Genomic DNA, 26,093 nt, shown 5'->3' with positions numbered 1-26,093 from the left:
AATTATATTCTCACATCCGGATAAATACTTTCATTAAATGACTTGCAAGGAGACGTTCATGGAAAATAACACTCGGCGAGATTTTCTTAAGAAGGCGACGGCAGCTACAGCGGTCGCGGCTACAGCAACAACGATCGGAGCACCAGCGATTGTTCGAGCTGAGAAAACCTATAATTGGAAGATGGTCACAACCTGGCCTCCTCACTTTCCACTGCTAGGTGAGGGTGCGGACAAACTGGCCGAGATGATTAGGACGATGTCTGGCGGTCGTCTGAATATCCAGGTGTATGGTGGCGGAGAACTGGTCCCAGCCCTCCAGGCCTTTGATGCTGTCAGCCAAGGGATGGTAGAGATGGGGCATGGCGCCGCCTACTACTGGGCCGGAAAGTCTCCCGCAGCTCAATTCTTTGCGGCTGTCCCTTTTGGAATGAATGCGCAGGCGATGAACGCCTGGCTTTATGCTGGCGGCGGGATGAAACTTTGGGAAGACGTTTACAGTAAGTTTAATTTGAAGCCACTACCTGCAGGCAATACCGGTGTGCAGATGGGCGGTTGGTTTAATCGCGAAATCAAAAGCATGGATGATTTCAAAGGTTTGAAAATGCGCATTCCGGGCTTAGGGGGGAAGGTTCTATCCAAAGCAGGAGGGACTGCTGTCCTTTCCGCTGGCGGTGAGCTATATACCAATCTTGAGCGCGGTGTTATCGATGCAACCGAGTGGGTTGGTCCTTATAATGACTATATGATGGGTTTCTACAAGGTTGCCAAGTATTACTATTATCCCGGTTGGCATGAAGCCGGTAGTGTTCTCGAATCTTTCGTCAATAAAAGTGCTTATGAGGCGTTGCCGGAGGATTTACAGGCAATCGTGACTAACGCGACTATCGCATCGAATATGTGGGTGCTCTGTGAGTCGGAAGCTAAAAATAATATCTATTTGGACAAGATGCTCAAGGAGGAAGGGGTTATCCTCAAAAAGTTCCCAGCGGATGTCATCTCACAGCTACGGAAATACTCTGTAGAGGTTTTAGAAGAAGCCGTTGCCAATGATCCTGAGAGTCAAAAAGTTTATGACAGTTTTAAAGCATTTCAAAAGCAACAGTTAGCTTGGAGTAAGATTTCAGAACAACCTTACTATGAATTATTCGATTGATTTTGGGGTTGAATAGATGAGAAAAAGCCTGCCGATTTGGCAGGCTTTTTTTTGCTAGAAGTTGTGACTAGTTTCTATTTTGACATGTATCCCGGTAACCAGGTCACCGTCTCAGGCCAGATAACGACGACGAAAAGGCAGATCATCTGAATGACGATAAAGGGGATGATCCCCTTATAGATCTGATAGGTGGTAATCTCTGGAGGAGCAACTCCTTTTAAATAAAACAATGAAAAACCGAAAGGGGGGGTCAGAAATGATGTTTGTAAGTTCATGGCAATCAAGATCCCCACCCAAAGAAGGTCGATCCCCATATGTTGAAAAATTGGTGCTACGACAGGAACGATAATAAAGGTGATTTCGATAAAGTCGATGAAAAACCCAGCAACGAATATGATCAGCATGACAATGAGGAGAAAGTGTCCAGGTTCCATCCCTGTGCTGAGGATGAGATTGGTGATGTAACGATCTCCTCCCATGCCACGGAAAACAAGTCCAAAAGCGCTCGCGCCGACAATGAGGATAAATGCCATAGAGGTAATTGTGGTTGTGCCGCGCATCACTTCACGTAGGGTGTGAAGGTTGAACTTTTTTTGCCAGATGGTCAAGAAGGTTGCACCCATTGCCCCAACTGCTGCCGCTTCAGTCGGTGAAGCGATGCCGGCAAAAATTGAACCCAGCACTGCAACAATCAGAAAGAAGGGCAAGAGAAATGCACGGAAGATTTTTTTGTACATCCCGTTTTTTCTGAAATCGGCAAGTTCGCTTGCAGGCATTGCTGGCGCTGCATCAGGGCGGATAAATGCCACAATGACAATCCAGAGGATATACAAACTGACCAATATGATCCCAGGAATAACTGACCCGATAAACATGTCACCAATAGAGACGTTAAGGACGCTACCAAGGAGAACCAGAACAATACTGGGGGGGATGATCTGGCCCAGGGTTCCGGCAGCACAGATTGTTCCGGTTGTCAGTTCGGGGGAATAACCACGTTTGAGCATCGTCGGGAGCGATAGTAGCCCCATGGTGACAACGGTCGCACCAACAATCCCGGTAGAGGCTGCGAGGACAGCTCCAACCACAATAACTGAAATGGCCAGACCACCGCGCAATTTTCCAAACAACATGGCCATGGTTTCCAAGAGCTCTTCAGCCAGCCCGGATTTTTCAAGCATGAGCCCCATATAGACAAACAGGGGGACGGCGATGAGGACATAATTGTTCATCGTCCCCCAGATCCGCAAGGGGAGCAGTTGGAACAGTCCTAATCCAAAGGTGAAATAACCAAAGATCAGAGAGACCCCGCCCAGGGTGAATGCGACCGGAAAGCCCAGCAGCAAAAGAGAAAAAACTGTGGCAAATAGAACCAGGGACATATATTCAGGCATGGTACCGTTCCTCTATCTCTTCGGTGTTACTGTCTTCCATCGGATGACCGATCACAGTACAAAATGAGCGCAGGATCTGGGCGATCCCCTGGAGGAGAAGTAAACCAAAGCCAACCGGAATCATCGCCTTTAAGAGATAACGACAGGGAAGGCCCCCTGGATCGGGACTGGTTTCCTGGATGGCCCAGCTCATGCTGATAAATCCTTGTGAAGCCCAGATGACTAAAATTGAAAAGGGAATCAGGAATATAATCCCGCCAAGCATATTGACCCAAGCTTTCGCCCGAGGTGATAACTGGGTGTAGATGACATCGACTCGAACATGCTTGTCGATCTTTAGGGTGTATGCTGCTGAGAGCATGAACAGCACGGCAAAGATATGCCACTCCAGTTCTTGCACCCCAACACTGCTTTTGCGTAAAAAATAACGGGTAAAGACATCGTAGCAGACAGTTAAAACCAAGATCGTGCTAAGCCAGGACGTCAGATGACCAATCTTGGTGCTCAGTTTGTCTATCGTAAGAACGATTCGCTGGATTAGTTTCATAAAGTTTCCATTTTACGCAGAGATATTTAAGGCCGTGAAAAAAACGAACCCGTAATAATCTGTCAACTTCTGTCTTGAGTCAATAATTAATCCTTGTTTTATTGAAGAACGGTCCGTCTTGGCAGGGATTACTCGGTTATGACCACTAATGAGTCTTTGCTGACCGCTGGGTCGTGAAACCTTTGCAGAGTTATATGAATCCCTTTATGCTGAGTGAAGAAGGTTATCAAAAGGATTTTCTATGTTGCTAATGTTTGAGCTTCTGCAGCAGACGGCAGTACTCATTGTTGTCGCGTACCTGTTCAGTAAATCCCCGGCGATGGACTATCTGTCAGGAGGGAAGTTACAAAAACGACAACTTCTGTTCCTTTATGTCGTTTTCTCATTGTTTTCAATCCTTGGAACCTATGAAGGGTTGCCGATTCAGGGAGCGATTGCCAATACTCGAGCTATTGGGGCTGTCCTTGCTGGCCTGATTGGAGGACCGATATTAGGACTGTCGGTTGGTCTGACTGCCGGTTTGCATCGATTTTCCCTTGGTGGGTTTACTGCTTTTTCCTGTGGCATTTCAACCACAGTTGAGGGACTTGTCGGTGGACTGGTCTATCTTTATTTGAACCGCCGTAAACAACCTGAGCAGGTGTTTCATCCTTTAATCGCTTTTGCGACGACTTTGGTTGCTGAGATGTTGCAGATGACGATCATCCTGATTATGGCCCGTCCTTTTACTGATGCTGTTGCTCTGGTCAAGGTGATAGCGCTGCCGATGATTTGTGCCAATTCTGTTGGTGCTGCATTGTTTATGAGTATGGTGAGGGACCAGCGTCGCGTTCGAGATAAGGTCGGAGCCCTGTTTTCTTCGAAAGCTTTCACTGTGGCAGATCGTACTTTAGGAATCTTAAGTCGTGGATTCAGCTCTGAAACGGCGCGGGAAATGGCTGAAATTATCCGCGAAGAAACAGCAGTTGGCGCTGTTGCGATTACCGATCGAAGTGAAATTCTGGCATTTTCAGGAATTGGTGCAGATCATCATCATGCCGGGAATTCTGTCGTCAGCAAATGGTCGAAACAGGCGTTATTTGAAAACCGGGTTGTCTTCGCCGATGGCTTTAATGAAAACTTTAAGTGTCCATTGGTGGACAACTGTCCGATTGGCTCTGTTTTGGTGGTACCGTTGCAAGTGGATCAGGAGGTTGTCGGAACCATCAGTCTTTACGAACCTAAAACAAAGTTGTTTCTTAATATCAATCGGTCGTTTGGTGAAGGTTTGGCGACGCTGTATTCCCATCAATTGTTGCGCTCCCGATTCGAAGAACAAAAATCTCTATTAGTGCAGTCTGAGTTGAAACTGATTCAGGCACAGGTCAATCCTCACTTCTTATTTAATGCATTAAATACGATCATGGCGGTTGTCCGGAAAGATGCGGGACAGGCACGTGAATTGTTGTTGCAACTCTCTACATTCTTTCGGACCAATCTGAAACGGAGCCAGGATATTGTCACTTTAGAAGAAGAATTGGCGCATATCGGCTCCTATTTGGAAATAGAAAAAGCTCGTTTTGGTGAGCGTTTATTTGTTTACCAACAAATTGATCCTGTCTTGTTGAATTTGCAAATTCCAGTTTTTACCTTACAACCACTTATTGAGAACGCGATTAAACATGGAGTCGCTCACCTTCTTGATCATGGAAAAGTATGGGTTCGGGCTTACTGCGAGACAGGATTTGTTATTATAGAGGTAGAGGATAATGCAGGAAATTATCGTCCACCCATTGAGCCTCAGGGGCTGGGAATGCGACTTGTTGATCGGCGGATAAAGAATATTTATGGGCAGGAGTTTGGTCTTACAGTTGCTTGTGTCCCGCATGAGAAGACTTTAGTGCAGATAAAGTTTCCCTTAGATAAAGAGATATTAGATGATTCGGGCGCTAATCATTGATGATGAACAACATGCACGCGAGGAACTTGAACACCTTGTGCGAGCAACCGGAGTGTTTGAGATTCTTGGTTCCTGCACCAATGTCATAGATGCTCTGCGCAAAATTCGTACAGAAAAACCGGAACTGATATTTCTTGATATTGAAATGCCAGCGCTAAATGGCTTTGAATTATTGGCAATGCTTGAAGATGAGCTTATGCCACATGTTGTTTTTGTCACGGCTTATAATGAATATGCTTTGAAGTCGTTTGAAGAAAAAACTCTCGATTATTTACTCAAACCGGTCTCTCCACAAAGACTATTGAAGACGGTCAATAAGGTCCGAGATATGATTCGACGGGGAGATCCTCCCCGCTATCAAGCTGAATCTTTGAGCCATATTCCCTGTCAATTTGCCAATAGGGTTAAGTTTATCTCTCCCGCAACCGTTGATTATGTCTATTCAGATGTCGCTGGAATTTATGTTGTGACTCACGATGGTCATTTTTTTACGGAATTGACTTTACGAGTCCTGGAAGAACGGACCGCACTGTTGCGTTGTCAACGGCAGTATCTGGTCAATCCTGAACGGATTGATGAGATCATCTTTTTTGCTAATGGTTTGGGTGAAATTAAAACTCGAGCAGGTAACACCCTTCCGGTCAGTCGCAGATATCTGCGTCAACTGAAGGTTTCATTGCAACTTTGAGGCAAAAGATAGGTCACCGGTTAATCTACCGCTTAATTGATCTATGCGACCGCTAACCTATTCACTCCTTGGTCTATTGTTTCCCCCCAGTTTAAATTTTCAGAGTTGAGAAAGGGCAGGTTGGAGTGCCCTTATCATCAGTATATTGGCAGCTGGGGTGAGTTTGTATGTCTACGATTATAGTGGCTATATCTTTGTCATCCCATAATTATTTTACTTTGGATGTGGAGGAAAAGGATGAAAAAATCTGTACTGCGAATGACAGTTTGTCTCCTGACCGTTTGCTCGTTGTTGCTGGTGGGGATTTTAGCCCCTCAGGCTGAAGCAGCTCCCAAGTATCGCTGGAAGTTGGCTCAGACATGGGGGACAGGCTTTCCTATCTTTGGGGATGCTGTTATCAAAATGGCCGATCTAGTTAAGGAGATGTCGAACGGCGAGATGGAAATCCGCATCGATTCAGCCAATAAGCATAAGGCCGCTTTTGGTGTTCTCGATATGGTTAAGGCGGGACAGTATGAGATGGGGCACTCAGCGTCTTATTACTGGAAAGGTAAGGACATGAATACGATGTTCTTTACGACTATGCCCTTTGGTATGATTGCTCCAGAGCAATATGCCTGGTTCTATTATGGTGGCGGCATGGAGCTGATGAAAGAAGTGTACGACCGCCATGGTGTCTATTCTTATCCCGGTGGTAATACCAGTAATCAAATGGGGGGTTGGTTTCAGAAAGAAATCAATAGCTTAAGTGATTTGCAAGGTCTGAAGATGCGGGTTCCAGGCTTTGCGGGTGAAGTCCTTTCCAAGCTTGGTGTTGTTGTCACAAACATCCCTCCAGGTGAGCTTTACACTGCTCTCGATCGTGGCACCATTGATGCTCTGGAGTGGGTAGGTCCCTCGCTCGACCTGAATATGGGGTTTCATAAAATTGCCCCTTATTATTATACCGGTTGGCATGAGCCTGCAACAGAACTGCAATTTCTGGTGAATCAGAAAAAGTTTGACGCATTACCGAAACATTTGCAAAAAATTCTTGAAGTTGCGATGGAATTCTCCGCTTATGACATGTATGCACGTTCCTATAATGATAGTGCTGTAAACATTGATAAGTTGGGGACCGAATATCCCAACGTTAAAGTCAAAACTTTCCCTAAAGATGTCATTGCTGCAATGAAGGTTGAAAATGAAAAACTGTTACAAGCTTCTGCGGCTAAAGACCCTATGTTTAAGAAGATTTATGATGCGCAAACTGCTTACATGAAAAAAGCACGTCGCTGGACGGAAATTTCTGATTACGCATATTTAAAAGATAATCTTGAATAAAAAATAGCTTCCTTGTTTATGGCTCCCAGCCACTGGTGCTGGGAGCCCCTCTTTTTACCTCTATTAGTCATCGGCAGGATTATTATGCTGTTAAAAGTTGAAAGAATTCTGGATCGTTTTTCCGACGTTATCGGCTGGATCTCAGCTGTCCTGATGTTGGTGATGTTGGTCAACGTATTTTATGATGCCATCTTACGCTACTTTTTCCGTACTGGTTCCATTGCAATGCAAGAGTTGGAATGGCACATTTTTTCTATCGTTTTTCTCTTTGGAATCTCCTATGCCTTAAAAGAAGAAGGACATGTGCGGGTCGATGTTTTATATGATGGCTTCAGCCCTAAAGTGAAAGCCATTGTTAATATTGCTGGAACCGTATTTTTTCTGATTCCCCTCGCTTATTTGATTATTAGTGGTTCGATCTGGTTTGTCCATGAATCTTACTCGATGGGTGAAATCAGCGGTGATCCAGGGGGGCTAACGCATACCTATCTGATCAAGGCTGTGATCCCGCTCTCTTTTATTTTTTTGATTATATCTGCCCTGGGATTTGTCGTGCGGAATATCCGTATTTACCGTGGGTTGGAGCCTTTCCCGCAACAAAAGATTGAAGATAATATCCTCTGATTTTAAATCTACAAATAAATAGCGCTGGCGCTATACATAAATAGAAGGAAGTTGTTGTCATGATTGGTTTAATAATGTTTGCTGTTTGCCTGGGATTGCTGTTGTTGGGCTTTCCGGTAGCATTTACGTTTGGAGGCGCTGCCGTTGTTTTTGGTCTGATTGCAGAAGGTCAGGGCATGTTTGCCATGATGCCGCACCGTATCTGGTCGGTGATGAACAACACGATTCTGATGGCAATCCCGCTGTTTATTTTTATGGGAATTATCCTCCAAAAATCCAAGTTAGCAGAACGGTTGCTTGAATCCATGGGCTTTCTGTTCGGTGAAATGCGCGGTGGTGTCGCTATTTCAACAATTTTGGTTGGGGCGTTATTGGCAGCCTCCACAGGGGTGGTTGGAGCGAGTGTCGTTGCTATGGGAGTTATCTCTCTGCCAGTTATGTTGAAATATAACTATGATAAAAAATTGGCGACGGGTGCGATTTGCGCGGCAGGAACCCTTGGACAGATTATACCACCCTCCATTATTCTGATCATTCTTGGGGATGTTTTTCAAGTGCCGGTGGGTGACCTGTTTATGGCGGCTTTTTGGCCTGGAGTCTCTCTGGTGCTGTTTTATGTCATTTATATTGCTATCCTGACTTATTTTAAAAAAGACTTGGCTCCCCCTATTCATCTGGACGGGAAGGAGTATGGGACTAAAAAACAGCAGGTTATTAGAGCACTTAAAGCGATTATCCCTCCATTGACCTTGATCGTTCTGGTGCTCGGCTCTATTCTGTTCGGGGTTGCGACACCAACTGAATCTTCTGCTGTCGGTGGTGTGGGGGCTGTGATCTTAGCGGGAATGTATCGACAGTTATCGATAAAAATGGTGTGGAATAGCGCTCTGGAAACCGTTAAAATTACGGCAATGGTTTTTGCTATCTTGGTTGGTGCCACGGCGTTTTCAATGGTTTTTACTTACACCGGTGGTGATTACCTGGTTGAAGATTTCATGATGGGGTTGCCTGCAGGCAAATGGGGATTCCTGATTCTATCCATGCTGGTGATTATGGTTCTTGGATTTTTTATCGATTTTGTTGAAATTTCCTATATCATCGTACCGATTCTGGCACCGATTGCGGCCAACTTGGGGATTAATCCGATCTGGTATGCAATCCTTGTGGCCATGAATCTGCAGACCTCCTTTCTTACCCCGCCATTCGGATTCAGCCTATTTTATTTAAAAGGGGTCTCTCCGTCTGAAGTTAAGACGACAGATATTTACAAAGGAGTTGTCCCTTTTATTATCATTCAGGTCTTTGTGTTGGCTATTTTAATTGTTTTTCCAGAATTCTTCGGGATAAGTAGCATTTATTGAAAAGGCGTATGGCTCAGGAAACCTCAAAAGGCCGTACTAAAATAGTACGGCCTTTTGAGGTTTTACTTTATTCTGTATGAAATAACAGAAGCAAATCCAAGGGTTATGCTCTCATCATGCTTCAGCTGCAATAGGGACAAAAACGCGCTTTGCCAGTTCTTGATCAATCATCATCAAGCCACGACCATCTTCTTGGACTCTCTTCAATTTGGCAATAATATGACTGGCATTTGCTTCTTCTTCAACCTGTTCAGTGACAAACCATTGGAGGAAAATTTGTGCAGCGTGGTTTTTTTCCTGTTGTGCCAGATCCATCAGATCGTTGATTCTGGCAGTGACAATTTGTTCATGCCTGAGGGCCTCTTCAAAGATATGCAGGGGGGAATTGTAATCATTGTGTGGTGTTTCCATTGACTGTAACAATACGCGACCACCTGTTTCACAGACAAACTGGAACATCTTTTCTGCATGTGACATCTCTTCCTGAAATTGAATATTCATCCAATTAGCCATACCAGGAAGATCTTCTGCCTCAAAATAAGCTTGCATAGCTTTGTAAATAAATGCGGAATAGTACTCAAACTGAATTTGGTCATTAATTGCACTAACTAGTTTTGGCGTCAGCATTTTATCTCTCCTTAAGGAATTTATTGTATAACTAATGTTTAACTATTGTAGTAATAGTTCACTGATCTGTAAAGTGAAATACGCGAGCGCAGTTGCCGGGGCCGACACTCGACTGGGAGATTGTCCGCGGAAGAATCGCTTGATAGTTGCCAACCTGTTTTGCATAGGCTATTCTGCTTTGATTAAAATATAGAATTATAAAATATGGATAAATGATGAAAATAGTTTCAGCAGAATTTATTAAAAGTGCCACTCGCCCAGGGAATTATCCTCCCAATGAACTGCCCGAAATTGCTTTTGCCGGACGCAGCAATGTGGGCAAAAGTTCGTTGATTAATGTTTTGGTGAACAGGAAAAGCCTGGTTCGGACATCTTCGACACCAGGACGGACTCAGTTGATTAATTTTTTCAACATTAATGGGGAGTTTTCGCTGGTTGATTTGCCTGGGTATGGTTTTGCAAAAGTCCCTTTGGCGGTAAAGAAGTCCTGGGGCCCCATGATTCGAAACTATCTTGAAATTCGTGAGTCGTTACGAGGTGTTATTTTCATCTTTGATATTCGCAGGGTTCCACGGGAAGAAGACCTGCGTATGCTTGATTGGTTGGAAGAGTTTGCGGTGCCAACGATTCCAGTTATTACCAAGATCGATAAAATCAAGAAATCTCAATTAGAGAAGCAGATCAAACCTATTGTCGCCGAAACGGGTCTGCCCCGCGATGCATTCACTTTGTTCTCAGCAACAACAAGAGAGGGCAAGGACGAGATTTGGGAACGGATTGAAGCTGCTCTGGATGTCAACAAGCCTGAGGGAGTGACGAATCAATGAAAGCGACTCGCTTACACCTACTTCGTCATGGACAGGTGGTTGGTTTTGAAGAGATGCGTTACAACGGCCAGAATGATATCCATTTGACTGCACATGGTCGAAAACAATCTGCTGCTTTTGCAGGCAGACTGCAACATTTGAGTTTGGGGGGGATCTACTCGAGTGATCTCTATCGTTGCCGCGTAGCCGCAGATCAAATTGCTCTATTACAGAATGTGCAACCGGTCTATATGCAAGAACTGCGGGAATTACATATCGGCGATTGGCAAGGGAAGACCTGGATGCAATTGCAGCAGGAATATCCTGAATTATGGCAGGCACGGCTCGATGATATGATCAATGTCGCTCCCCCGTCTGGTGAGAGTTTATTGCAGATGGCAGAACGGGTGCGTCCTGCTGTCAAAAAGATTGTCGCTGACCACCCTGGCGAGGAGATTGTCCTGGTCGGTCATGGGGGTGTCAATCGGGTTATTTTGCTTGATGCGATTGGAGCTCCGTTGGAGAGCCTGTTCCATATTGAACAAGACTTTGGTTGTGAGAATATTATTGATTTTTATGCGGATGGATCGACGGTCGTGAAGAAGTTGAATACGTGACAATATTCGATCAATGGTTTTGATCCGGTTAGATTTTTTGAATTGTGTTGATTGTCAAAAATGGAGGTAAGTAATGAAGTCAATTCATGTTATCGGTGCTGGAATCGCAGGACACGAAGGATTTACACCGCAGGCACTTGAACTGATTAATCATAGTGAGCTCCTTTTTGGAGCGGAGCGTTTACTCGGCTTGTTTCCTGATTTTCCCGGAGAAACCGTTACCATTGATGATCATAATCTCTCCGAGATGGTCTCACGGTTACATAATTGCGAAAAACGCGTGGTTGTCCTTGCGTCAGGAGATCCTCTGTTTTTTGGACTGGGACGCTATCTACTTCGCAATCTTGCTGATGAGCTGATTGAATTTCTGCCCAATGTCACCTCGGTTCAATACGCTTTCGCTAAAATCCGTGAGCCTTGGGATGATTCAATTTTTATCTCCGTTCATGGGCGTGCTTTAAAAGACGTGGTTGATCGCATTGTCTCTAATGACAAAGCGGCGATCTTGACCGATGCGACCAATACCCCAGAGATGATCGCTCAGGAGCTGATGAATCGTCGTCGCAGCGGTTATAAGGCTTACCTCTGCGAGAATCTGGGAACCCCGATCGAAAAAATCCGGGTGACCAATGTTAAAGGCCTTCAGGAGCTGGATGTTGCCCCCCTCAATGTTTTAATCCTGATCAGAGAATACGAAGATGAAATTCAAGGTCATATCCCCACCTTTGGGATTCCTGACGAAGAGTTTGTCAGTATCAAGCAGTTGATCACCAAAGAAGAGGTGAGGGTGGTTACTCTGGCAAAATTGAAACTACGGCATGACATGTGTTTGTGGGATATTGGTGCAGGTTCCGGATCAATCTGTGTTGAGGCAGATCATCTGCTGTCACATGGACGGATCTTCGCTATTGAACGCAACAGTGAATACCGCCAGTTTATCAAAGAAAATTTACTCAAATTTAATACGCGGAATGTCATGTTAATTGAAGGTGATGCCCCTGATTGCCTGGAAGAATTGCCTGATCCCGATCGGGTATTTATTGGCGGCAGCGGCGGCAGACTCTGGGAGATATTGGATACGGTCGATCAGAGACTTGCTGTCGGAGGTAGAATTGTCCTTAATGCCAGCACCTTAGATACCCTGACCTCAGCCAATGAATATTTTGGTAATGCTGGTTATGAAGTTGAGGTGGTGACCGTGAATATCGCCCGAACTTGTCCTCATTCGAACTACAAGTTATTTGAAGCCTACGATCCCGTTTATATTTTAACCGCAGTGAAGTAAAATCTTCTGCTGATGAAACCCCCATGGCTGGCCATGGGGGTTTTGTTTTTTTAATGTAGAAATTAGTTGGACTCTGTCTCGTCTAATGGTTCGACATTTCTGTTTTGATAATCACATCAATGCGGCGATTAATAGCACGCCCTTCAGGAGTATCATTTGCCGCTAAGGGCCGTTCCGGTCCGTAACCAAGAGCAGTAATTTTTTCTGCCTCCAGAGTTCCGTTGGCAATAAAGTACTGCCGGACTGCCTCTGCTCGGTTCTGTGAAAGTAGAGCGTTGATTGCTGCTGAGCCGGTATTGTCCGTGTGTCCTTCAATCACAACGTCCGGATTGCCAAAAGTACGGATGGCGTTGCGGACCTGACTCAGAAGAGCATAGTTATTAGGCATAATGAGGTCTTTTCCAACAGGAAACTGCATCGCTTTTAAACGAATAACAAGATTTTTGGCCTGTTTATATACTTCAGCCTGATCCTGAGCAAACAGGCCTTGGACTTCATTGAAGAGCTGTTGGAAGTGACGTTCAGATTCCAGACGGGCTTTGGTTTCTTTTTCTTGCAGGGCGATAAGCTCGCGGGCCCTCTGATCTTCTTTACTTTGTCCTTCAAGGGCCGCAATCTGCTGTCTTTGTGAATCAATCTCACTTTGTTTTTCTGTCAGTTTTGCTTCAAATTCAAGCATTTCTTGGTGGCGTTTTTCTTTTAGATATTGGTTGTCTTCCTGGAGAGAAACAACGGATTCAAGAATACTCTGTAACTGGAGATCAGTGGGTTCATTCCTGAGGTCACGACTACCCAGTTCGCTGGCAAGTTGGTGTAATTGACTTTCTTGACGCAGCGAAATATCTTCGGGGGACATTGTTTTTAATGCATTGCTCGCTGCCATAATCTGGCCAAGTCTTTGTGCTTGAAACAGGGCAGCGTTTGCTTTGTTTTGCATTTCTTCGCGTTCGTAGCGTTGCTGAGTGATAAACAGGTCGGCATCAATCAGAGCTTTTTCAGTCTCTTGTAGAGTTTTAGGAGCAAGTTTTTTGGCCCCGTTATGGATATTTGTCGCCAGTAAGTTTCTGACCTCTCCCAGGGTATTCTCCTTGATCGCCCGTAGTTCGAGGTCGGCAAAGTCTTGGGCCACTTGACTTTCATTTTTCTCCGCACGTGAAAGATTATTGTTCTCAATATCAGCTGTCAGAGTTTTAAATTCATCTTCGACTTTCTGATAATCTTCTCCAAGGGATGCCGCTCCTGCTGCATTAGCGAGATCGCGAGCCTTGATAGCTTGAGAAATTGCTGATTGAGCAATAAGAGCATACTCTTTTGCTTTATCAAAATGGGCATGGCCATAAGCGATGTTCTGCAATATCCCGGCGACAGAATCATCGTTGGCGAGACCATATCTGGCTTTTTCCAGATAGTCAGCAGCTTTTGCATACCAGGTTGGGGAGAGGACATGAATTTGCTGTTTACGACCTTCTGCCAGCGTGTCCTCTAGTTCAAATATCTTACTGGTTGGATTGTCTGAAATTGCAACAGGAGCGACATTCAAGGTTGGTCCTGCACAACCGGGCAACCCGATCATCAATAGTATAGCGACGGCGAATAAGAACTTGAAATATTTTTCCACGTTGTTTCCTTTCATCTATAATACGAAGATACCGACTTCAAAATAAGACAAAAAACTCATCTTAATCTAGTAGTTAAGCGTAAATGAACAACAAGACAAGGTTGAAAAATAATTATATCTCATTAACAGCAGAAACCACGACACTATGACTTTTTATTTGTTGTTAACGGGGTGTCAACAAGGGGGAGAATAAACTGAAATTAGGGCGCAACGGAGGTGTGGGGTTTGTGGCCGTTTAGAGGTTGATGTGCTTGTACTAGCTGCTGCCGGAAGGTTATTAGGAGGGCGTGATTCCGAAACCAAATTCTCGGTGATCATATTAAGAAGCCCCTGAATAAATGTCAGGGGCTTCTTAATATTGCCGTTTATTCCGTTGTGAATCAAACCACACCCATTGCCAGCATAGCACGTGCGATCTTGATAAATCCTGCGATATTCGCTCCAACAACATAGTTGCCCGGCGCACCATATTTTTCCGCCATTTCAAAACAGTCTCTGTGGATATTTTTCATGATTTTATGCAGGCGTTTTTCCGTTTCATCAAAATCCCATGAATCACGAGTCGCATTTTGTTGCATTTCGAGTGCGCTGGTGGCAACCCCTCCCGCATTGGCTGCTTTGCCGGGAGCATAGGCGATAGCGGCATCCAGAAATATATGTACCCCTTCCGGGGTGGTCGGCATGTTTGCCCCTTCACCCACAGCAATACAACCGTTTTTGACCAACAACGCGGCATCTTTGCCATTGATCTCATTCTGGGTGGCAGAAGGCATAGCCACCTGGCAAGGGATTTCCCAGATATTACCTTTGGGAACATACTTGGCTTGCTTTCTGTAGTTGATATAGTCCTTGATTCTGCGTCGTTCAATCTCTTTGAGTTGTTGAACTAACTCAAGATTAATCCCCTTTTCGTCGTAGACATAACCATTTGAGTCGGAGCAGGCGACAACTTTTCCACCGAGTTGCTGGATTTTTTCCATCGTATAGATGGAAACATTTCCACTGCCAGAAACAATGCAGGTTTTCCCTTCAAAGCTGTCCTTGCGTGCTTTAAGCATCTCATCAACAAAGAATGCGGCGCCATATCCTGTTGCTTCCTTACGGGCCAATGACCCACCCCAGTTGAGACCTTTTCCGGTCAGCACACCAGCTTCCCAGCGGTTGGTAATGCGCTTATATTGTCCGAACATAAAGCCAATTTCACGGCCACCGACACCAATATCACCGGCAGGGACGTCTGTGTGTTCACCGATATGCCGATATAGTTCAGTCATGAAACTCTGACAAAAGCGCATGATTTCACCATCGGTTTTTCCCTTGGGATCAAAGTCCGAGCCACCCTTGCCACCACCAATCGGGAGACCGGTTAAAGAGTTTTTGAAGATTTGTTCAAACCCCAGGAATTTAATAATTCCAAGGTAGACCGAAGGGTGAAAACGAAGTCCCCCTTTATAGGGGCCGAGGGCGCTGTTGAACTCAACCCGGAAACCACGGTTTATCTGTGTTGTGCCGTGAGTATCGACCCAGGGGACGCGAAAAATGATTTGTCGTTCTGGTTCACAAATTCTTTCGATTATTTTGTGTTCTGCAAACTCGGGGTTTTTGACCAAAACAGGTCCAAGAGACTCTAAAACTTCGCGAACAGCTTGATGAAACTCAACTTCACCGGGGTTTCGTGCCAGAACTTCCTGGTAGATGGGGACAATCTTTTCATCCATAGATGAGAGCATAATATTCCTCCTGATAAATAAGTCGACCTCATTGTCGGCTTATAAAAGAGTCAAAAATATAAGGGATGTAACCATTGTAAGAGGGGAAATTTCGGTAAAAACAAACACCATTATGCATATATAAATAAGCTAATTACAAGAGTAAAAACATGCCTATGTCGGCACTAGGTTGATTCTGTTGAATCATGGTGATGGGCTGTGGTAGTGTCCTGCTTCGGTCTTTTCCCCTTTTTTTGTGGATTCTCAATGTTACTACAAGGAACGCTGGTTAATGTTGCTGCTGTTATTATCGGTTGTTTGATTGGTCGCTGGAGCAGTCGGTTGTTGTCATCAGCAATGCGTCAAACTCTGATGTTCGGGCTGGGATTAGCGGTTTTGTTGATTGGTTTACAATTGGCACTACAGAGTCAGCAATTGATGATTGTGATCGGCAGTTTGATTCTTGGTGGTTTGGTGGGAGAGTCTCTTGGAATTGAGAGACGACTAGAGAGTTTTGGCAAAAGGTTGCAAAAACGGTTTTCCGGGATGGGAACGATTGCTGAAGGGTTTGTCTCTTCCAGTTTGCTGTTCTGCGTCGGCGCAATGGCCATCATGGGTGCGCTACAGGATGGGCTTGGTGGGAAACCAACAATTCTTTACGCTAAGTCGGCCCTTGACGGCGTTGCTGCTATTGCGCTGACGTCGACCCTTGGAATCGGAGTTCTTTTTTCTATTATCCCGCTGCTCCTTTATCAGGGCAGCATCACTCTGGTTGCAGAGTTGGCACAAACCATTTTAACTGAACCGGTGGTCACGGAGATGAATGCGGTCGGCGGATTGCTGATTGTCGCTATCTCCCTCGACTTGATGGGGATAAAACGTCTCCCTGTGGGCAATCTTCTTCCGGCTGTCTTTGTTGCAATCGGATTACTTTGGGGGTTCGGTCTTGCCTGAGACAGGACAGATGCTGCGCTAATTCTTTAATAGCTTCTGAATGGTGTTTTGTAGCTCGCTAAGCATATAGGGTTTCTTCAAGAATCCAGCCAGCCCTTTACCGACAAATTTTTGTGAGACTTCCTGCTCATTATAACCACTACAGATAATGACTTTGACCTGCGGATCAATCCTTCTGAATTCCCGAAATGCCTCTTCCCCATCCATGTTCGGCATGGTCAGATCCATTAAAACAAAGCGGATTTGTTCATGGCGCTGTTTAAATATTTGTAATGCTTCAATCCCATCTCTTGCGGTGATCACTTCGAAGCCAAATTCACTTAACATCTCTTGGCTGATATTGAGTACAGCTTCTTCATCATCAATGAGGAGCACCAGCCCTTTTTCCTTCAAAGGCGAACCTTCAGGTTCTATTTGCTGTCTTGCTGCGGTTAAATTTGATGTGGGGAAAAGGACTTTCAGAGTACTGCCTTTGCCCAGTTCAGTATAGATCTTTATAGCTCCTTTATGGCCGCGTACGATTCCGAGGACGGCTGCCATCCCCAGCCCGCGACCGGTAAATTTAGTCGTATAAAAAGGTTCGAAAATACGTTTAACCATATCATCAGTCATGCCGCATCCTGTATCGGCGACTTCGATATAGGTGTAATCTCCCTCTTCTAATTTTTCGTCAAGCCAAGTGCTTTGCAGGTAGTCGCGTTCGCATCGCATGACCCCTGTTGAAATAGCGATAATACCACTGTTATTGCCAATAGCATCTGAAGCATTGATCACCAGGTTCATGACGATCTGGCGGATTTGAGTCGCGTCAGCTTCTATGTCGGGGATATTCGGGGTGAGATCGTAGCGCAGGGTCGCTTTTTTGCTGCTGGAGATGGAAAGTATCTGTTTCATCTCCTCAATAATCAGGGAGAGATTGAGAGATTCAATCACGAACTTTCCCTTCCCAGAATAGGCTAACATCTGATTGGACAGATCTGCGGCTTTACTGGTCGCCAGTTTAATTTGATGAAGATTGCCCATCACCGCTGATTCAGGATTCAAGCGGCGTTGTGCCAAGTCGCAATTGCCAATGACGGCCATCAGGATATTATTGAAATCGTGAGCAATCCCTCCGGCAAGGACTCCAAGGCTTTCCAGTTTCTGCACTTGGAGCATTTGCTGTTCAAGATCTTGTTGTTTTTTCTGCAGTGCTAATCGTTCAGAGATGTCGCGGGTGATTGATAAAATACAGGTTTCATTGTTGATCTCAATGATCCTGGCAGACATCGAGCCATGGATAATTTTGTTGTTTTTGCCCTTGAAATCTATTTCGAGGGCATTCATTTCACCTTTTTTTTCAAGAATTTGTAGCATCCGCTGACGATCTTCCGGGTTCCGCCAGATATCAAGACCATCCGCATGAGCCGAATGGCCGACTATCTGCTCATAGGACCAGCCGACGATATTAACAAAAGCAATATTGACATCAAGGTAGAGGCCATCTTTCATTCGTGTCAGAGCGATGGCATCCGGACTTAGTCTGAAAATTTGGGAAAATTTCTCTTCAGAAATGCGCAGGGCTTCATTGGCTTGTATGTGGGCGGTGATGTCCCGCAACACACTGTGATAGGTGCCGTCGGGGAGCATCCGGCTATTCATTTCGACGGAGATCGTGGTGCCGTCCTTACGCAACAGCAGCCGTTCAGCTTTGACAATTTCTCCTTGTTGCAGCAGGTCAAACCTCAGTGGCTTTTCACCCTGTTCTGATTCGCTAAAGAATTGACATAGTTTCATCCCAACCAGTTCATCGTAGTTGTAACCACTCATTTGAGCGGCTCTCTGGTTGGCACCGATAATGTTACCGGAAGGGTCTCCCATGAAGATTGCATCAGCAGCAAATTCAATCAGCGCTTCATAGAGATCGGAGTTTTGTTTGGCAGTCTGGAGGGATCGTTGCAGTTTCTGGTTTTCATCTTTCAGGGCTGAAATCTTGCGTAGCAAAGATGCGTGTGTTTGTGATTCTGCCTTCATCAACCCACTCCCTTTGTCACGTAGAAAATCTCTAAAAGATATCCTGCATCGGCAGTTTAACTGTAAAAAGGGCAAAACACAATTTTTTTGGCAGTAAATCCCTTATTTGATACGCTGACAAAAAAGCCCGGTGACAATAAAAAGCAAGCCGATAAAGGTGGCTGGCAAGATTTTTTCACCGAGGAGAAAATAGATGAAAATTAAAGAGAGGAAGGGTGACAGGAAGATAAGGTTACTGATTCTGGCTGCACTACTGGTCAGTTTCATTGCCATCAACCAGAACACAAAGCAGATTCCCATCTCGAAAGTGCCGACATAGGCTGCACCTATGAGCCCATGCAACGGTGGGACCCTTATTTCGGTGGTGAACAGGTAATATCCCAAGACGAAAGGGAAGCTGCAGAGAAAATTAACAAACAATCCGACGACCGGATCACGCTTGTCCCGCGTATTCAGAATCCAGTAAAGGGACCAGACAATGGTGCTGATGAGTGCCAGCGCAACTCCAAAGGGATCGGTGAACTGCAGGCTAAAGGGCCGACCTTCAGTCGAAATGACAATGACGCCACAATAACTGATCAGTAAGGCTAGCCACTGTTGCCAGCCGATTTTTTGTTTCAATAAGGGAACCGCGAGCAAGGAAAGGGTGATGGCCCAAGTGTAATTTAATGGTTGCGCCTGTTGCGCTGGAAGCAGGTCATAGGCTTTAAAGAGGATCAGATAGTAGAGAAACGGACTGAGCAATCCAAGGAGGATGGATAATTGGTATTCTCTTCGAGTACATTGGAATACCAGGTGGAATTTCCCCTGGTAACGCAGGATGGCTGCTAATAATAAGGTTGAAAAAGAGCCGGAATAAAGGAGTAATTCTATCGGGGTGAAGTGTTGTAACGATAGTTTAAAAGCCGTTGCTACTGTTGACCAGAGCAGAACGGCACAAAGACCATACATGATTGCCTTCGACTGATTTGTCACTCACTCACCTTATAGTTTTTGTTACGTCTTTTTATCACCAGAACAACCAGACCGGCAAAGATCAGGCAGATACCGGAGAAGGCCTGAGTGTTCAACTGTTCACCGAGCACGAGAATCCCCAGCATTGCTGCTGTCATCGGTTCGGCCAGGGAAAGGGTGACGGCATTTGCTACCTGGACTGACTGCAATCCACGGGCAAAAAACCAATAAGAGAGGGCCATAGTGGCGATGCCAAGATGGAGAATCACGCCAATAGCGCGAGGTTGTAGAAGCCAGTCCATATCGACACTCAGGAGCGCCGGAGAGAGAATCAGAGCTCCAAGCATGACCACAACCGCCATAATAGCGTTAGGGGAGTGCTTTTCCAGCAATCCTTTGATCATCAGTGTGTAGGCTGCGTAAGACAGGCCAGCTCCCAGGGCCAGCAGAATTCCTAGTGGATCGACGGCAATGTCTCCGCCACTGAAGCTGAGGAGTGAGCAGCCAGTCACGGCCAGAATTGTTGCTGTCAGCCAGCGAATTCCGAGACGTTCACGTCGAAAAAAGAAACCAAGGATTCCCCCTGCAATTGGCGCGCTGCCGATGCCAACAATGGTGCCGATTGCAACCCCCGTTTTTGCAACCGCAGCAAAAAAACAGATTTGGTAGCTTGCTGTGAATGCTGCTGCAAGGATAACAGGGAGGAGTTTCCAGTCACTAAATTTCCCTAGCTCTTTCCGCTTAATGGCAATCAATAAAAGAGCTGCTCCGCCTATGAGGAGACGTAAGGCGCCAATCACGTTGGGATCAAAACCGACTGGGGCAAATGCCTGAGCGGTGCCCGTTGTTCCCCAGAGGAGTGCGGCAGCAATAATGAACCAATGTCCGCCGGGCTTTGTGTTCAGCTTGGTTTGTTGGTTGCTCATCGATTCAAGAATTCTTTCTGGTGGCAAGTCTTTTCAATTGTGCTGCTAGTGGACGTTGCAAAGAGGTGATTGCCAATAATCGACCGACAACATAAGCGAGAGTGGCCGCAACAATACCCGGAAGCGGGAAGTATAGCATCGTCAGCAATAAAACTGAAAAGATTCCAACAGCTTCGATTGTCGTCGCAATGGAGATCGGACGGGTGATTCGAGAGACAATCAGTATAGAACGCTGAAAGCAGATTAATACCGTCAATGCGGGGAAAATGGCCATGATTTGTAACGGCAGCGCAGCAAAGACTGTGAGCACATCATTGAGGCCGGAAAGGTTATGGAACCAGAATCGGCTCAGCGGGGTGAACGCAATCAGAAATAATGCGGCGGAGGTGAACGTCCCCAGAACAACGGCAAAGTTCCTGACCTTGCGGTAATTGTTTTGGTCCTCACCAACCAGAGCAATGGCGACCTCTTGATAAGAGAGACCAACCGCACGGAAAATAAAGGTGAGACCGTAAATCACAGGCATCACCGCCAGAGATTCTAAGGGATCGCGGCTTTTACCGAGGAAGAAGGTGACCAGTGGGTGAACTGACAAGCCGATAACTGGGGTAAGAGCCAAAGGTAAATAGTAATCCCAGATATCCCGATAGCTCAAGTTTTGTGCCGCCGTCGAAGTGGTTTGCAACAGATCTTTGATAGCATGTCGAGCCAGATATCGGGCCAGCAACGCTTCAGCAGTGACGCCTCCAGAAAGAGAAATTGCACCGATGACAGCACCCGGAAGAGAACTGTATAGGTAAAGGAGCAGAGCACTGCCTGCCATGGTGCCAAGCCGGAACAGAGTCGAGAGGGCAACTCGTTTCGTTTGATGTCTGGCAATCAGAACCCCTTGATAGAAGCGTCTGATGCCGATTGCCCCTGGCCAGAGGAGCAGGAAGAATAGTGATGTATGGGTCAGTGATGCGACGTCAGTCGGTAAACCGATCAGATCAATGATGACTGTGTTAAAGAGTGGTGGCAGAAGGAAAAGGGCCAATAACAGGGTCACGGTCAAACTCAGAGACAAAGAGAAGTTGCGCAACCGGCGGTAACTTTTCTCCTCACGGCACAAGGCCGTGCTGGCACTCATCAACATGATGACCGGCGATTCAGCAATCAATGCAAAAGCATAAGCAATTCCATACGCGGCCAGATTCATTTTTTCTTCAGCCAGTCGGCCGATGATGGCAGCAAGAAACGGACCTTCGACGGCCATCATCAACCATGTTGCCGCTAAAGGGAGCCAGAAAAGGAAGATTTCCCCATAACTGAGTTCAGTGGAATTTTTATGCATTTAAATGGGACCCAAAGTGAGAAAAGAGGACAGTTATCCGCCCACAGTTGCGACAAGATTATGGGTCAGGAAGCAATCGATGGCAGTTTCAAGCTCGGTTGAATCGGGCTCTTTTAAATTGTCATGCAGGTAGCTTTGACCTAGCTTCTGGTATTTATGGCTAGCTGTAGCATGATAGGGAAGCAAGCTGATAGCTTTTTTTTCACCCGCGAGGCTGGCAATAAACTTTGCTGTCGCAGTAAGGTTTTCCCGATCGCTATTGACCCCTTTGATCAAAGGGATGCGAATCTGTATGTCGACACCGGTCTTAGCCAAGGCCTTCAGGTTGGAAAGGATTAAGGTATTGTCGACTCCTGTGTATGCCTTGTGTTTGTCGCTATCCATCAGCTTCAGATCGTAAAGAAACAGGTCGGTACGTTTGCTGACTTCAAGCAAGGTTGCTTGACTGACAAAGCCGCAAGTGTCGACGGTGCGGTGGATCTGGTTGCGACCGCACTGATCCAAAATTTCACTCAGATAATTTGGATGCAACAGAGGTTCACCTCCGGAGAAAGTGACTCCACCACCGGACTGATCGAATAGAGTGCGCTCTGTCTCGATGATTTTCAGTAACTCGGGAACCGTCTTATGATAGCCAGAAATTTCCGTCGCCAGAGTGGGGCAGACCTCAGCACAGCGACCGGCGAAATCACATCGTTGTGGATCCGTGACGATGCCAGCAGCGGTTAATTGGCACGCCTGTTGTGGACAAACCCTGACACACTCACCACAACCGATACATTTGTTCTGAGTAAATAATTTCTGTGGTTGGAGCGCAATGCTTTCGGGATTGTGACACCACAGACAGGAGAGTGGGCAGCCTTTGAAAAATATGACGATGCGGATACCGGGACCGTCGTTGATGGCGTAGCGCTTGATGTCGAAGATCAATGGTTGTTGCATGATGGTATGGCCTGAAAATCTGTGTTAGTCACCAAGGCGCCAAGGACACCAAGAAGATCCGGATCAAAGATACTTTAACGCTGAGGTGCTGAGAAAGTGAAAGGCGGTTTTTAAGGTTTTAAAATCAAACCAAAGAGTTTCCCTGTTTTTCTCTCCGCTCTCTGCGTTAAAATGCTTTCCAGATACTCTTGGACCCTTAGAAGCCTCCGGGGTTTTAATCAAAGAGCCTCATTCTCTGTCCGTTCAATGACCTCTTGTTGTAAATCGGCATTCATATCGTTGAAATAATCGCTGTAACCAGCCATTCGTACCAGTAGATCCTTGTAATCTTCAGGCTTTTCCTGTGCGGCGTAAAGGGTTGCGGTATCAACAATATTAAACTGGATATGGTGTCCCCCGAGGGTGAAATAACTGCGCACCAGTTGTCCGAGTTTGGCAATGTCTTCATCCCGTTTAAGCAGGCTGGGGAGAAAGCGCTGGTTGAGCAGAGTGCCGCCCGACATACTGTGGTCAAGTTTGGTGAGTGAACGGATCACTGCTGACGGACCATGGGTATCGGCACCATGAGAAGGGGAGGTCCCATCAGAGATTGACTTCCCGGCAAACCGGCCGTTGGGGGTTGCACCCATGACTTTGCCAAAATAGATGTGGCAAGTTGTCGAGAGCATATTCAGATGGAAGGCTTCGCCTTTGATGTTTGGTTTACCATCTATTGCTGCAAGCAGATCCTGATAAACCTGCAGTGCAATATCGTCAGCATAATCATCATCATTGCCGAAAAAAGGTGTCTTGTTGAGGATCGTCTGGCGTAAGAACTCTTCACCGACAAAATCTTTACTAATCGCGGTCAACAGTTGTTCCATGTTGCAGGTTTGATCTTCAAAGACATGTTTTTTCAGCGTTGCCAGGCTGTCGGTTACAGTTCCCAGTCCGGTACATTGGATGTAGTTGGTGTTGTAGCGTGGACCCGCGTCGTAATAATCTCTCCCTTTGCTGATGCAATCATCGATGACGACAGAAAGAAACGGAGCCGGGGCATATTTGGCGAACATCCGGTCAATGTAGTTACTGACCCGAATCTTGGTATCGACGATAAAATTTAACTGATTGAGGAAAGCGTCATAGAGCTCTTGATAATTCTTGAATTGCAGCGGATCGCCAGTCTGAATCCCGGCCACTTTTCCGGTCACGGGATCAATACCGTTATTCAAGGTGATTTCGAGAATCTTCGGCACATTCAGATAACCCGTTAAGATAAATGCCTCTTTACCAAAGGCACCGACTTCAATGCAGCCGCTGCAACCTCCTTCACGAGCATCTTGCAGGGATTTGCCCTGTCGCATCAGCTCAACTACATAGGTGTCTGGATTGAAAATAGAAGGGTAGCCATGTCCTTGGCGGATGACCTTGCAAGCGGTATTTAAGAACCGATCCGGAGTCTTCCGGCTGATATGGACAGAATTGCCTGGTTGCAGGATATGTAGCTCTTCGATCACTTCAAGCATGATATAGGAGACTTCACTGACCCCATCCTTGCCATCACTGGTGATCCCCCCAATGTTGATATTGGTGAAGTCGTTGTAGGTGCCACTTTCACGTGCGGTAATCCCAACCTTAGGTGGAGCTGGATGGTTGTTAACCTTGATCCAGAAACAACAGAGGAGTTCTTTGGCTTGTTCACGAGTGAGGGTTCCCGCCGCAATTTCAGCCAGGTAAAACGGCGCCAGATGTTGATCAAAGTGCCCCGGATTCATGGCGTCCCAGCCGTTCAATTCGGTAATTGTTCCCAGGTGGACAAACCAATACATCTGGATTGCTTCACGGAACGTTCGTGGTGCATGTGCAGGAACCCAGCGACAAACGTCAGCAATGTCCCTGAGTTCGTTAGCCCGTTGTGGGTCGCTTTCACGTGTTGCCATCTTTTCTGCGAGAGCTGCATGACGTGCAGCAAAAGCAATGACCGCATCACAAGAGATAGACATGGCTTTCAGTTCTTCAGCTTTATCTGTTGCTTCCGGGTCGTTCAGGTAGTCAAGAGCAGCAATCTCAGCAGTGATCCGTTCTTTAAAATCCAACATCCCAGTCTGGTAGATTTTCCCATCAAGAGCAGTGTGCCCGGGGGCGCGTTGTTCCATGAATTCGGTAAATAATCCAGCCTCATATGCGGCCCGCCACTCATCCGGGACATGGCTGAAGATCCGTTCACGGATGGTCTTGCCCTGCCAGTAGGGGATAACTTCCCTGGCGTAAGTTTCAATATCGGCTTCACTGATGGTATAGCGTTGTTGTTCACGCGTGTTGAGGACATGAAAGTCTTCGACACTATGGCAGGTCAGTTCTGGAAACGTGGGCACTGCTTTCGGTTTTGGACCACGTTCCCCAACAATCAGTTCATCATCGCCAATGTAGAGGGTCTTCTTTTGACAATGATCGTAAAAGTTTAAAGCCCGGAGGACGGGAATTGAATATTTACCGTAGTTTTCTTTATAGAAGGCCGTTTCATGCAGAGCACGTTCGATGGAGAGGGTATTTTCGGCATTCACGCTCTGCTTCCGAAGCCTTTGGATGCGCGGGTTCATTCCAGGATCTGTGCCGTTGTCTGTTTCAGGGTAAAAATTCCCTTCACATGCGGGACCACGCTCAGGAACTGAACTGTTTATGTTGTTGACCTTCATGATGATTCTCCCCTTTGGTGGCTCGATGATTATTCGTCTCAGTTTACTCTGTCTGCTATTGACGATGCAAGGTTATCAAGGGAGATATTTGTGTAGAAGTTAGGAGCGCGGGGCGTTGTTATTGGTGGTGTCGGTGACAGACTTTGTTGACCGCATACCAGTTAGCCAAGAGAATCAAAGCCAATCCCAATATGCTACCGATCGTTGTCATGCTTGTCGAAAAACCCTCTCTAACCGTGTCCATGATCACGACCCCAAAAAAGCATGCAGCGATCACCATATCAGCTTTGGGTGCCCAGGCAGACTGAATGCGCCATGCCCAGCTGAGGATATAGATATTGAACAGACCATATCCTCCGGCGACATAGGAGAAGAGTCTCAGCCACTGTGAAGCGTCGCGACTAAAATTGACATTGACCGCATAAAAGACAAATAAAAATGAGGTAATCACGCTAAATAATGCAAACCCATAAAGGAGAACTTTTTCTTGAAGTTTCATTTTATGACCTTGTGTTTGAAGGGTAAACTTTGGTTGCCAGCAGATTAGCAAAATTACGACTGAAAAGCCATGGAGACTCAATGGTCTCAATTATTAGTGCTCTGTG

General features: G+C 46.0%; 22 protein-coding genes. 10 read left to right on the top strand and 12 right to left on the bottom strand.

Annotation, left to right across the window (positions count from 1 at the left end; genetic code table 11):
- Positions 1 to 58 precede the first annotated feature (58 nt).
- Entirely contained in the window at positions 59 to 1,153 is a 1,095-nt protein-coding gene (locus tag BLU87_RS12855) for a TRAP transporter substrate-binding protein (protein ID WP_092349289.1), read from the top strand.
- 74 nt (positions 1,154 to 1,227) lie between these two features.
- Here the strand turns inward: BLU87_RS12855 and BLU87_RS12850 are convergent, their stop codons facing one another.
- Positions 1,228 to 2,547 carry a TRAP transporter large permease gene (locus BLU87_RS12850; protein ID WP_092349286.1) on the bottom strand — a complete coding sequence of 440 codons (1,320 nt, stop codon included), beginning with the start codon at positions 2,545 to 2,547 and terminating at the stop codon, positions 1,228 to 1,230.
- On the bottom strand, positions 2,540 to 3,094 hold the full coding sequence (locus BLU87_RS12845; RefSeq protein WP_092349283.1) for a TRAP transporter small permease subunit: 555 nt from the start codon (positions 3,092 to 3,094) through the stop codon (positions 2,540 to 2,542). Before BLU87_RS12845 ends, BLU87_RS12850 begins: the two co-directional genes overlap by 8 nt.
- A 241-nt stretch (positions 3,095 to 3,335) precedes the next feature.
- Between BLU87_RS12845 and BLU87_RS12840 the strand changes: the two genes are divergently transcribed.
- The 5 genes from BLU87_RS12840 (at position 3,336) to BLU87_RS12820 (ending at position 9,029) form a co-directional block, all read left to right on the top strand.
- Positions 3,336 to 5,033, top strand: coding sequence for a sensor histidine kinase (locus tag BLU87_RS12840; protein WP_092349280.1), 1,698 nt, complete (start codon positions 3,336 to 3,338; stop codon positions 5,031 to 5,033).
- Entirely contained in the window at positions 5,011 to 5,721 is a 711-nt protein-coding gene (btsR, locus tag BLU87_RS12835) for a two-component system response regulator BtsR (RefSeq protein WP_092349277.1), read from the top strand. Before BLU87_RS12840 ends, btsR begins: the two co-directional genes overlap by 23 nt.
- A 237-nt stretch (positions 5,722 to 5,958) precedes the next feature.
- Positions 5,959 to 7,044: a TRAP transporter substrate-binding protein gene (locus BLU87_RS12830; RefSeq protein ID WP_092349274.1), complete on the top strand. Its 1,086-nt coding sequence runs from the start codon at positions 5,959 to 5,961 to the stop codon at positions 7,042 to 7,044.
- Between the two features lie 84 nt (positions 7,045 to 7,128).
- Positions 7,129 to 7,668 carry a TRAP transporter small permease subunit gene (locus BLU87_RS12825; RefSeq protein WP_092349271.1) on the top strand — a complete coding sequence of 180 codons (540 nt, stop codon included), beginning with the start codon at positions 7,129 to 7,131 and terminating at the stop codon, positions 7,666 to 7,668.
- 59 nt (positions 7,669 to 7,727) lie between these two features.
- On the top strand, positions 7,728 to 9,029 hold the full coding sequence (locus tag BLU87_RS12820; RefSeq protein ID WP_092349268.1) for a TRAP transporter large permease: 1,302 nt from the start codon (positions 7,728 to 7,730) through the stop codon (positions 9,027 to 9,029).
- A 114-nt stretch (positions 9,030 to 9,143) separates the two neighbouring features.
- On the opposite strand, the gene BLU87_RS12815 is transcribed toward BLU87_RS12820, so the two are convergent.
- Positions 9,144 to 9,656 carry a ferritin gene (locus BLU87_RS12815; RefSeq protein WP_092349264.1) on the bottom strand — a complete coding sequence of 171 codons (513 nt, stop codon included), beginning with the start codon at positions 9,654 to 9,656 and terminating at the stop codon, positions 9,144 to 9,146.
- A 215-nt stretch (positions 9,657 to 9,871) separates the two neighbouring features.
- Here BLU87_RS12815 and yihA point away from each other — a divergent pair, with 215 nt between their 5' ends.
- The 3 genes from yihA (at position 9,872) to cbiE (ending at position 12,364) form a co-directional block, all read left to right on the top strand.
- Positions 9,872 to 10,483, top strand: coding sequence for a ribosome biogenesis GTP-binding protein YihA/YsxC (yihA, locus tag BLU87_RS12810; protein ID WP_092349261.1), 612 nt, complete (start codon positions 9,872 to 9,874; stop codon positions 10,481 to 10,483).
- The gene (locus BLU87_RS12805) at positions 10,480 to 11,079 is read left to right on the top strand and encodes a histidine phosphatase family protein (RefSeq protein ID WP_092349258.1); all 600 of its coding nucleotides are present in this window, start codon (positions 10,480 to 10,482) and stop codon (positions 11,077 to 11,079) included. The genes yihA and BLU87_RS12805 overlap by 4 nt, the downstream gene beginning before the upstream one ends.
- A 73-nt stretch (positions 11,080 to 11,152) precedes the next feature.
- Positions 11,153 to 12,364, top strand: coding sequence for a precorrin-6y C5,15-methyltransferase (decarboxylating) subunit CbiE (gene cbiE / locus BLU87_RS12800; protein WP_092349255.1), 1,212 nt, complete (start codon positions 11,153 to 11,155; stop codon positions 12,362 to 12,364).
- A gap of 82 nt (positions 12,365 to 12,446) precedes the next feature.
- Here the strand turns inward: cbiE and BLU87_RS17690 are convergent, their stop codons facing one another.
- Both BLU87_RS17690 and gdhA read right to left on the bottom strand, forming a co-directional pair.
- Entirely contained in the window at positions 12,447 to 13,982 is a 1,536-nt protein-coding gene (locus tag BLU87_RS17690) for an OmpA family protein (protein ID WP_175498389.1), read from the bottom strand.
- Between the two features lie 380 nt (positions 13,983 to 14,362).
- The gene (gdhA, locus tag BLU87_RS12790; RefSeq protein WP_092349249.1) at positions 14,363 to 15,712 is read right to left on the bottom strand and encodes an NADP-specific glutamate dehydrogenase; all 1,350 of its coding nucleotides are present in this window, start codon (positions 15,710 to 15,712) and stop codon (positions 14,363 to 14,365) included.
- Positions 15,713 to 15,958: 246 nt separating this feature from the next.
- Here gdhA and BLU87_RS12785 point away from each other — a divergent pair, with 246 nt between their 5' ends.
- Complete coding sequence (locus BLU87_RS12785; RefSeq protein ID WP_092349246.1) at positions 15,959 to 16,645, top strand: DUF554 domain-containing protein; 687 nt, start codon at positions 15,959 to 15,961, stop codon at positions 16,643 to 16,645.
- Positions 16,646 to 16,663: 18 nt separating this feature from the next.
- Here BLU87_RS12785 and BLU87_RS12780 read toward each other — a convergent pair whose 3' ends face one another.
- The 7 genes from BLU87_RS12780 to BLU87_RS12750 all read right to left on the bottom strand — a co-directional run bounded on the left by BLU87_RS12780 (position 16,664) and on the right by BLU87_RS12750 (position 25,987).
- Entirely contained in the window at positions 16,664 to 18,658 is a 1,995-nt protein-coding gene (locus tag BLU87_RS12780; protein ID WP_092349243.1) for a hybrid sensor histidine kinase/response regulator, read from the bottom strand.
- Positions 18,659 to 18,760: 102 nt separating this feature from the next.
- Positions 18,761 to 19,633: a DMT family transporter gene (locus BLU87_RS12775; RefSeq protein ID WP_092349240.1), complete on the bottom strand. Its 873-nt coding sequence runs from the start codon at positions 19,631 to 19,633 to the stop codon at positions 18,761 to 18,763.
- The gene (locus tag BLU87_RS12770; protein WP_092349237.1) at positions 19,630 to 20,538 is read right to left on the bottom strand and encodes a DMT family transporter; all 909 of its coding nucleotides are present in this window, start codon (positions 20,536 to 20,538) and stop codon (positions 19,630 to 19,632) included. Before BLU87_RS12770 ends, BLU87_RS12775 begins: the two co-directional genes overlap by 4 nt.
- Before the next feature lie 4 nt (positions 20,539 to 20,542).
- On the bottom strand, positions 20,543 to 21,871 hold the full coding sequence (locus BLU87_RS12765) for a hypothetical protein (protein WP_092349234.1): 1,329 nt from the start codon (positions 21,869 to 21,871) through the stop codon (positions 20,543 to 20,545).
- 33 nt (positions 21,872 to 21,904) lie between these two features.
- Positions 21,905 to 22,813 carry a glycyl-radical enzyme activating protein gene (locus tag BLU87_RS12760; protein ID WP_092349231.1) on the bottom strand — a complete coding sequence of 303 codons (909 nt, stop codon included), beginning with the start codon at positions 22,811 to 22,813 and terminating at the stop codon, positions 21,905 to 21,907.
- A gap of 218 nt (positions 22,814 to 23,031) precedes the next feature.
- The gene (hypD, locus tag BLU87_RS12755) at positions 23,032 to 25,392 is read right to left on the bottom strand and encodes a trans-4-hydroxy-L-proline dehydratase (protein WP_092349629.1); all 2,361 of its coding nucleotides are present in this window, start codon (positions 25,390 to 25,392) and stop codon (positions 23,032 to 23,034) included.
- A 214-nt stretch (positions 25,393 to 25,606) separates the two neighbouring features.
- Positions 25,607 to 25,987, bottom strand: coding sequence for a hypothetical protein (locus BLU87_RS12750; RefSeq protein WP_092349228.1), 381 nt, complete (start codon positions 25,985 to 25,987; stop codon positions 25,607 to 25,609).
- Positions 25,988 to 26,093: the final 106 nt, after the last annotated feature.

The sequence above is a fragment of the Desulfuromusa kysingii genome (assembly GCF_900107645.1).
In the GTDB taxonomy this organism is placed as follows: Bacteria; Desulfobacterota; Desulfuromonadia; order Desulfuromonadales; family Geopsychrobacteraceae; genus Desulfuromusa; species Desulfuromusa kysingii.
Note: the sequence above shows the minus strand (reverse complement) of the source record. Positions and strands in the feature narration are given on the sequence as shown.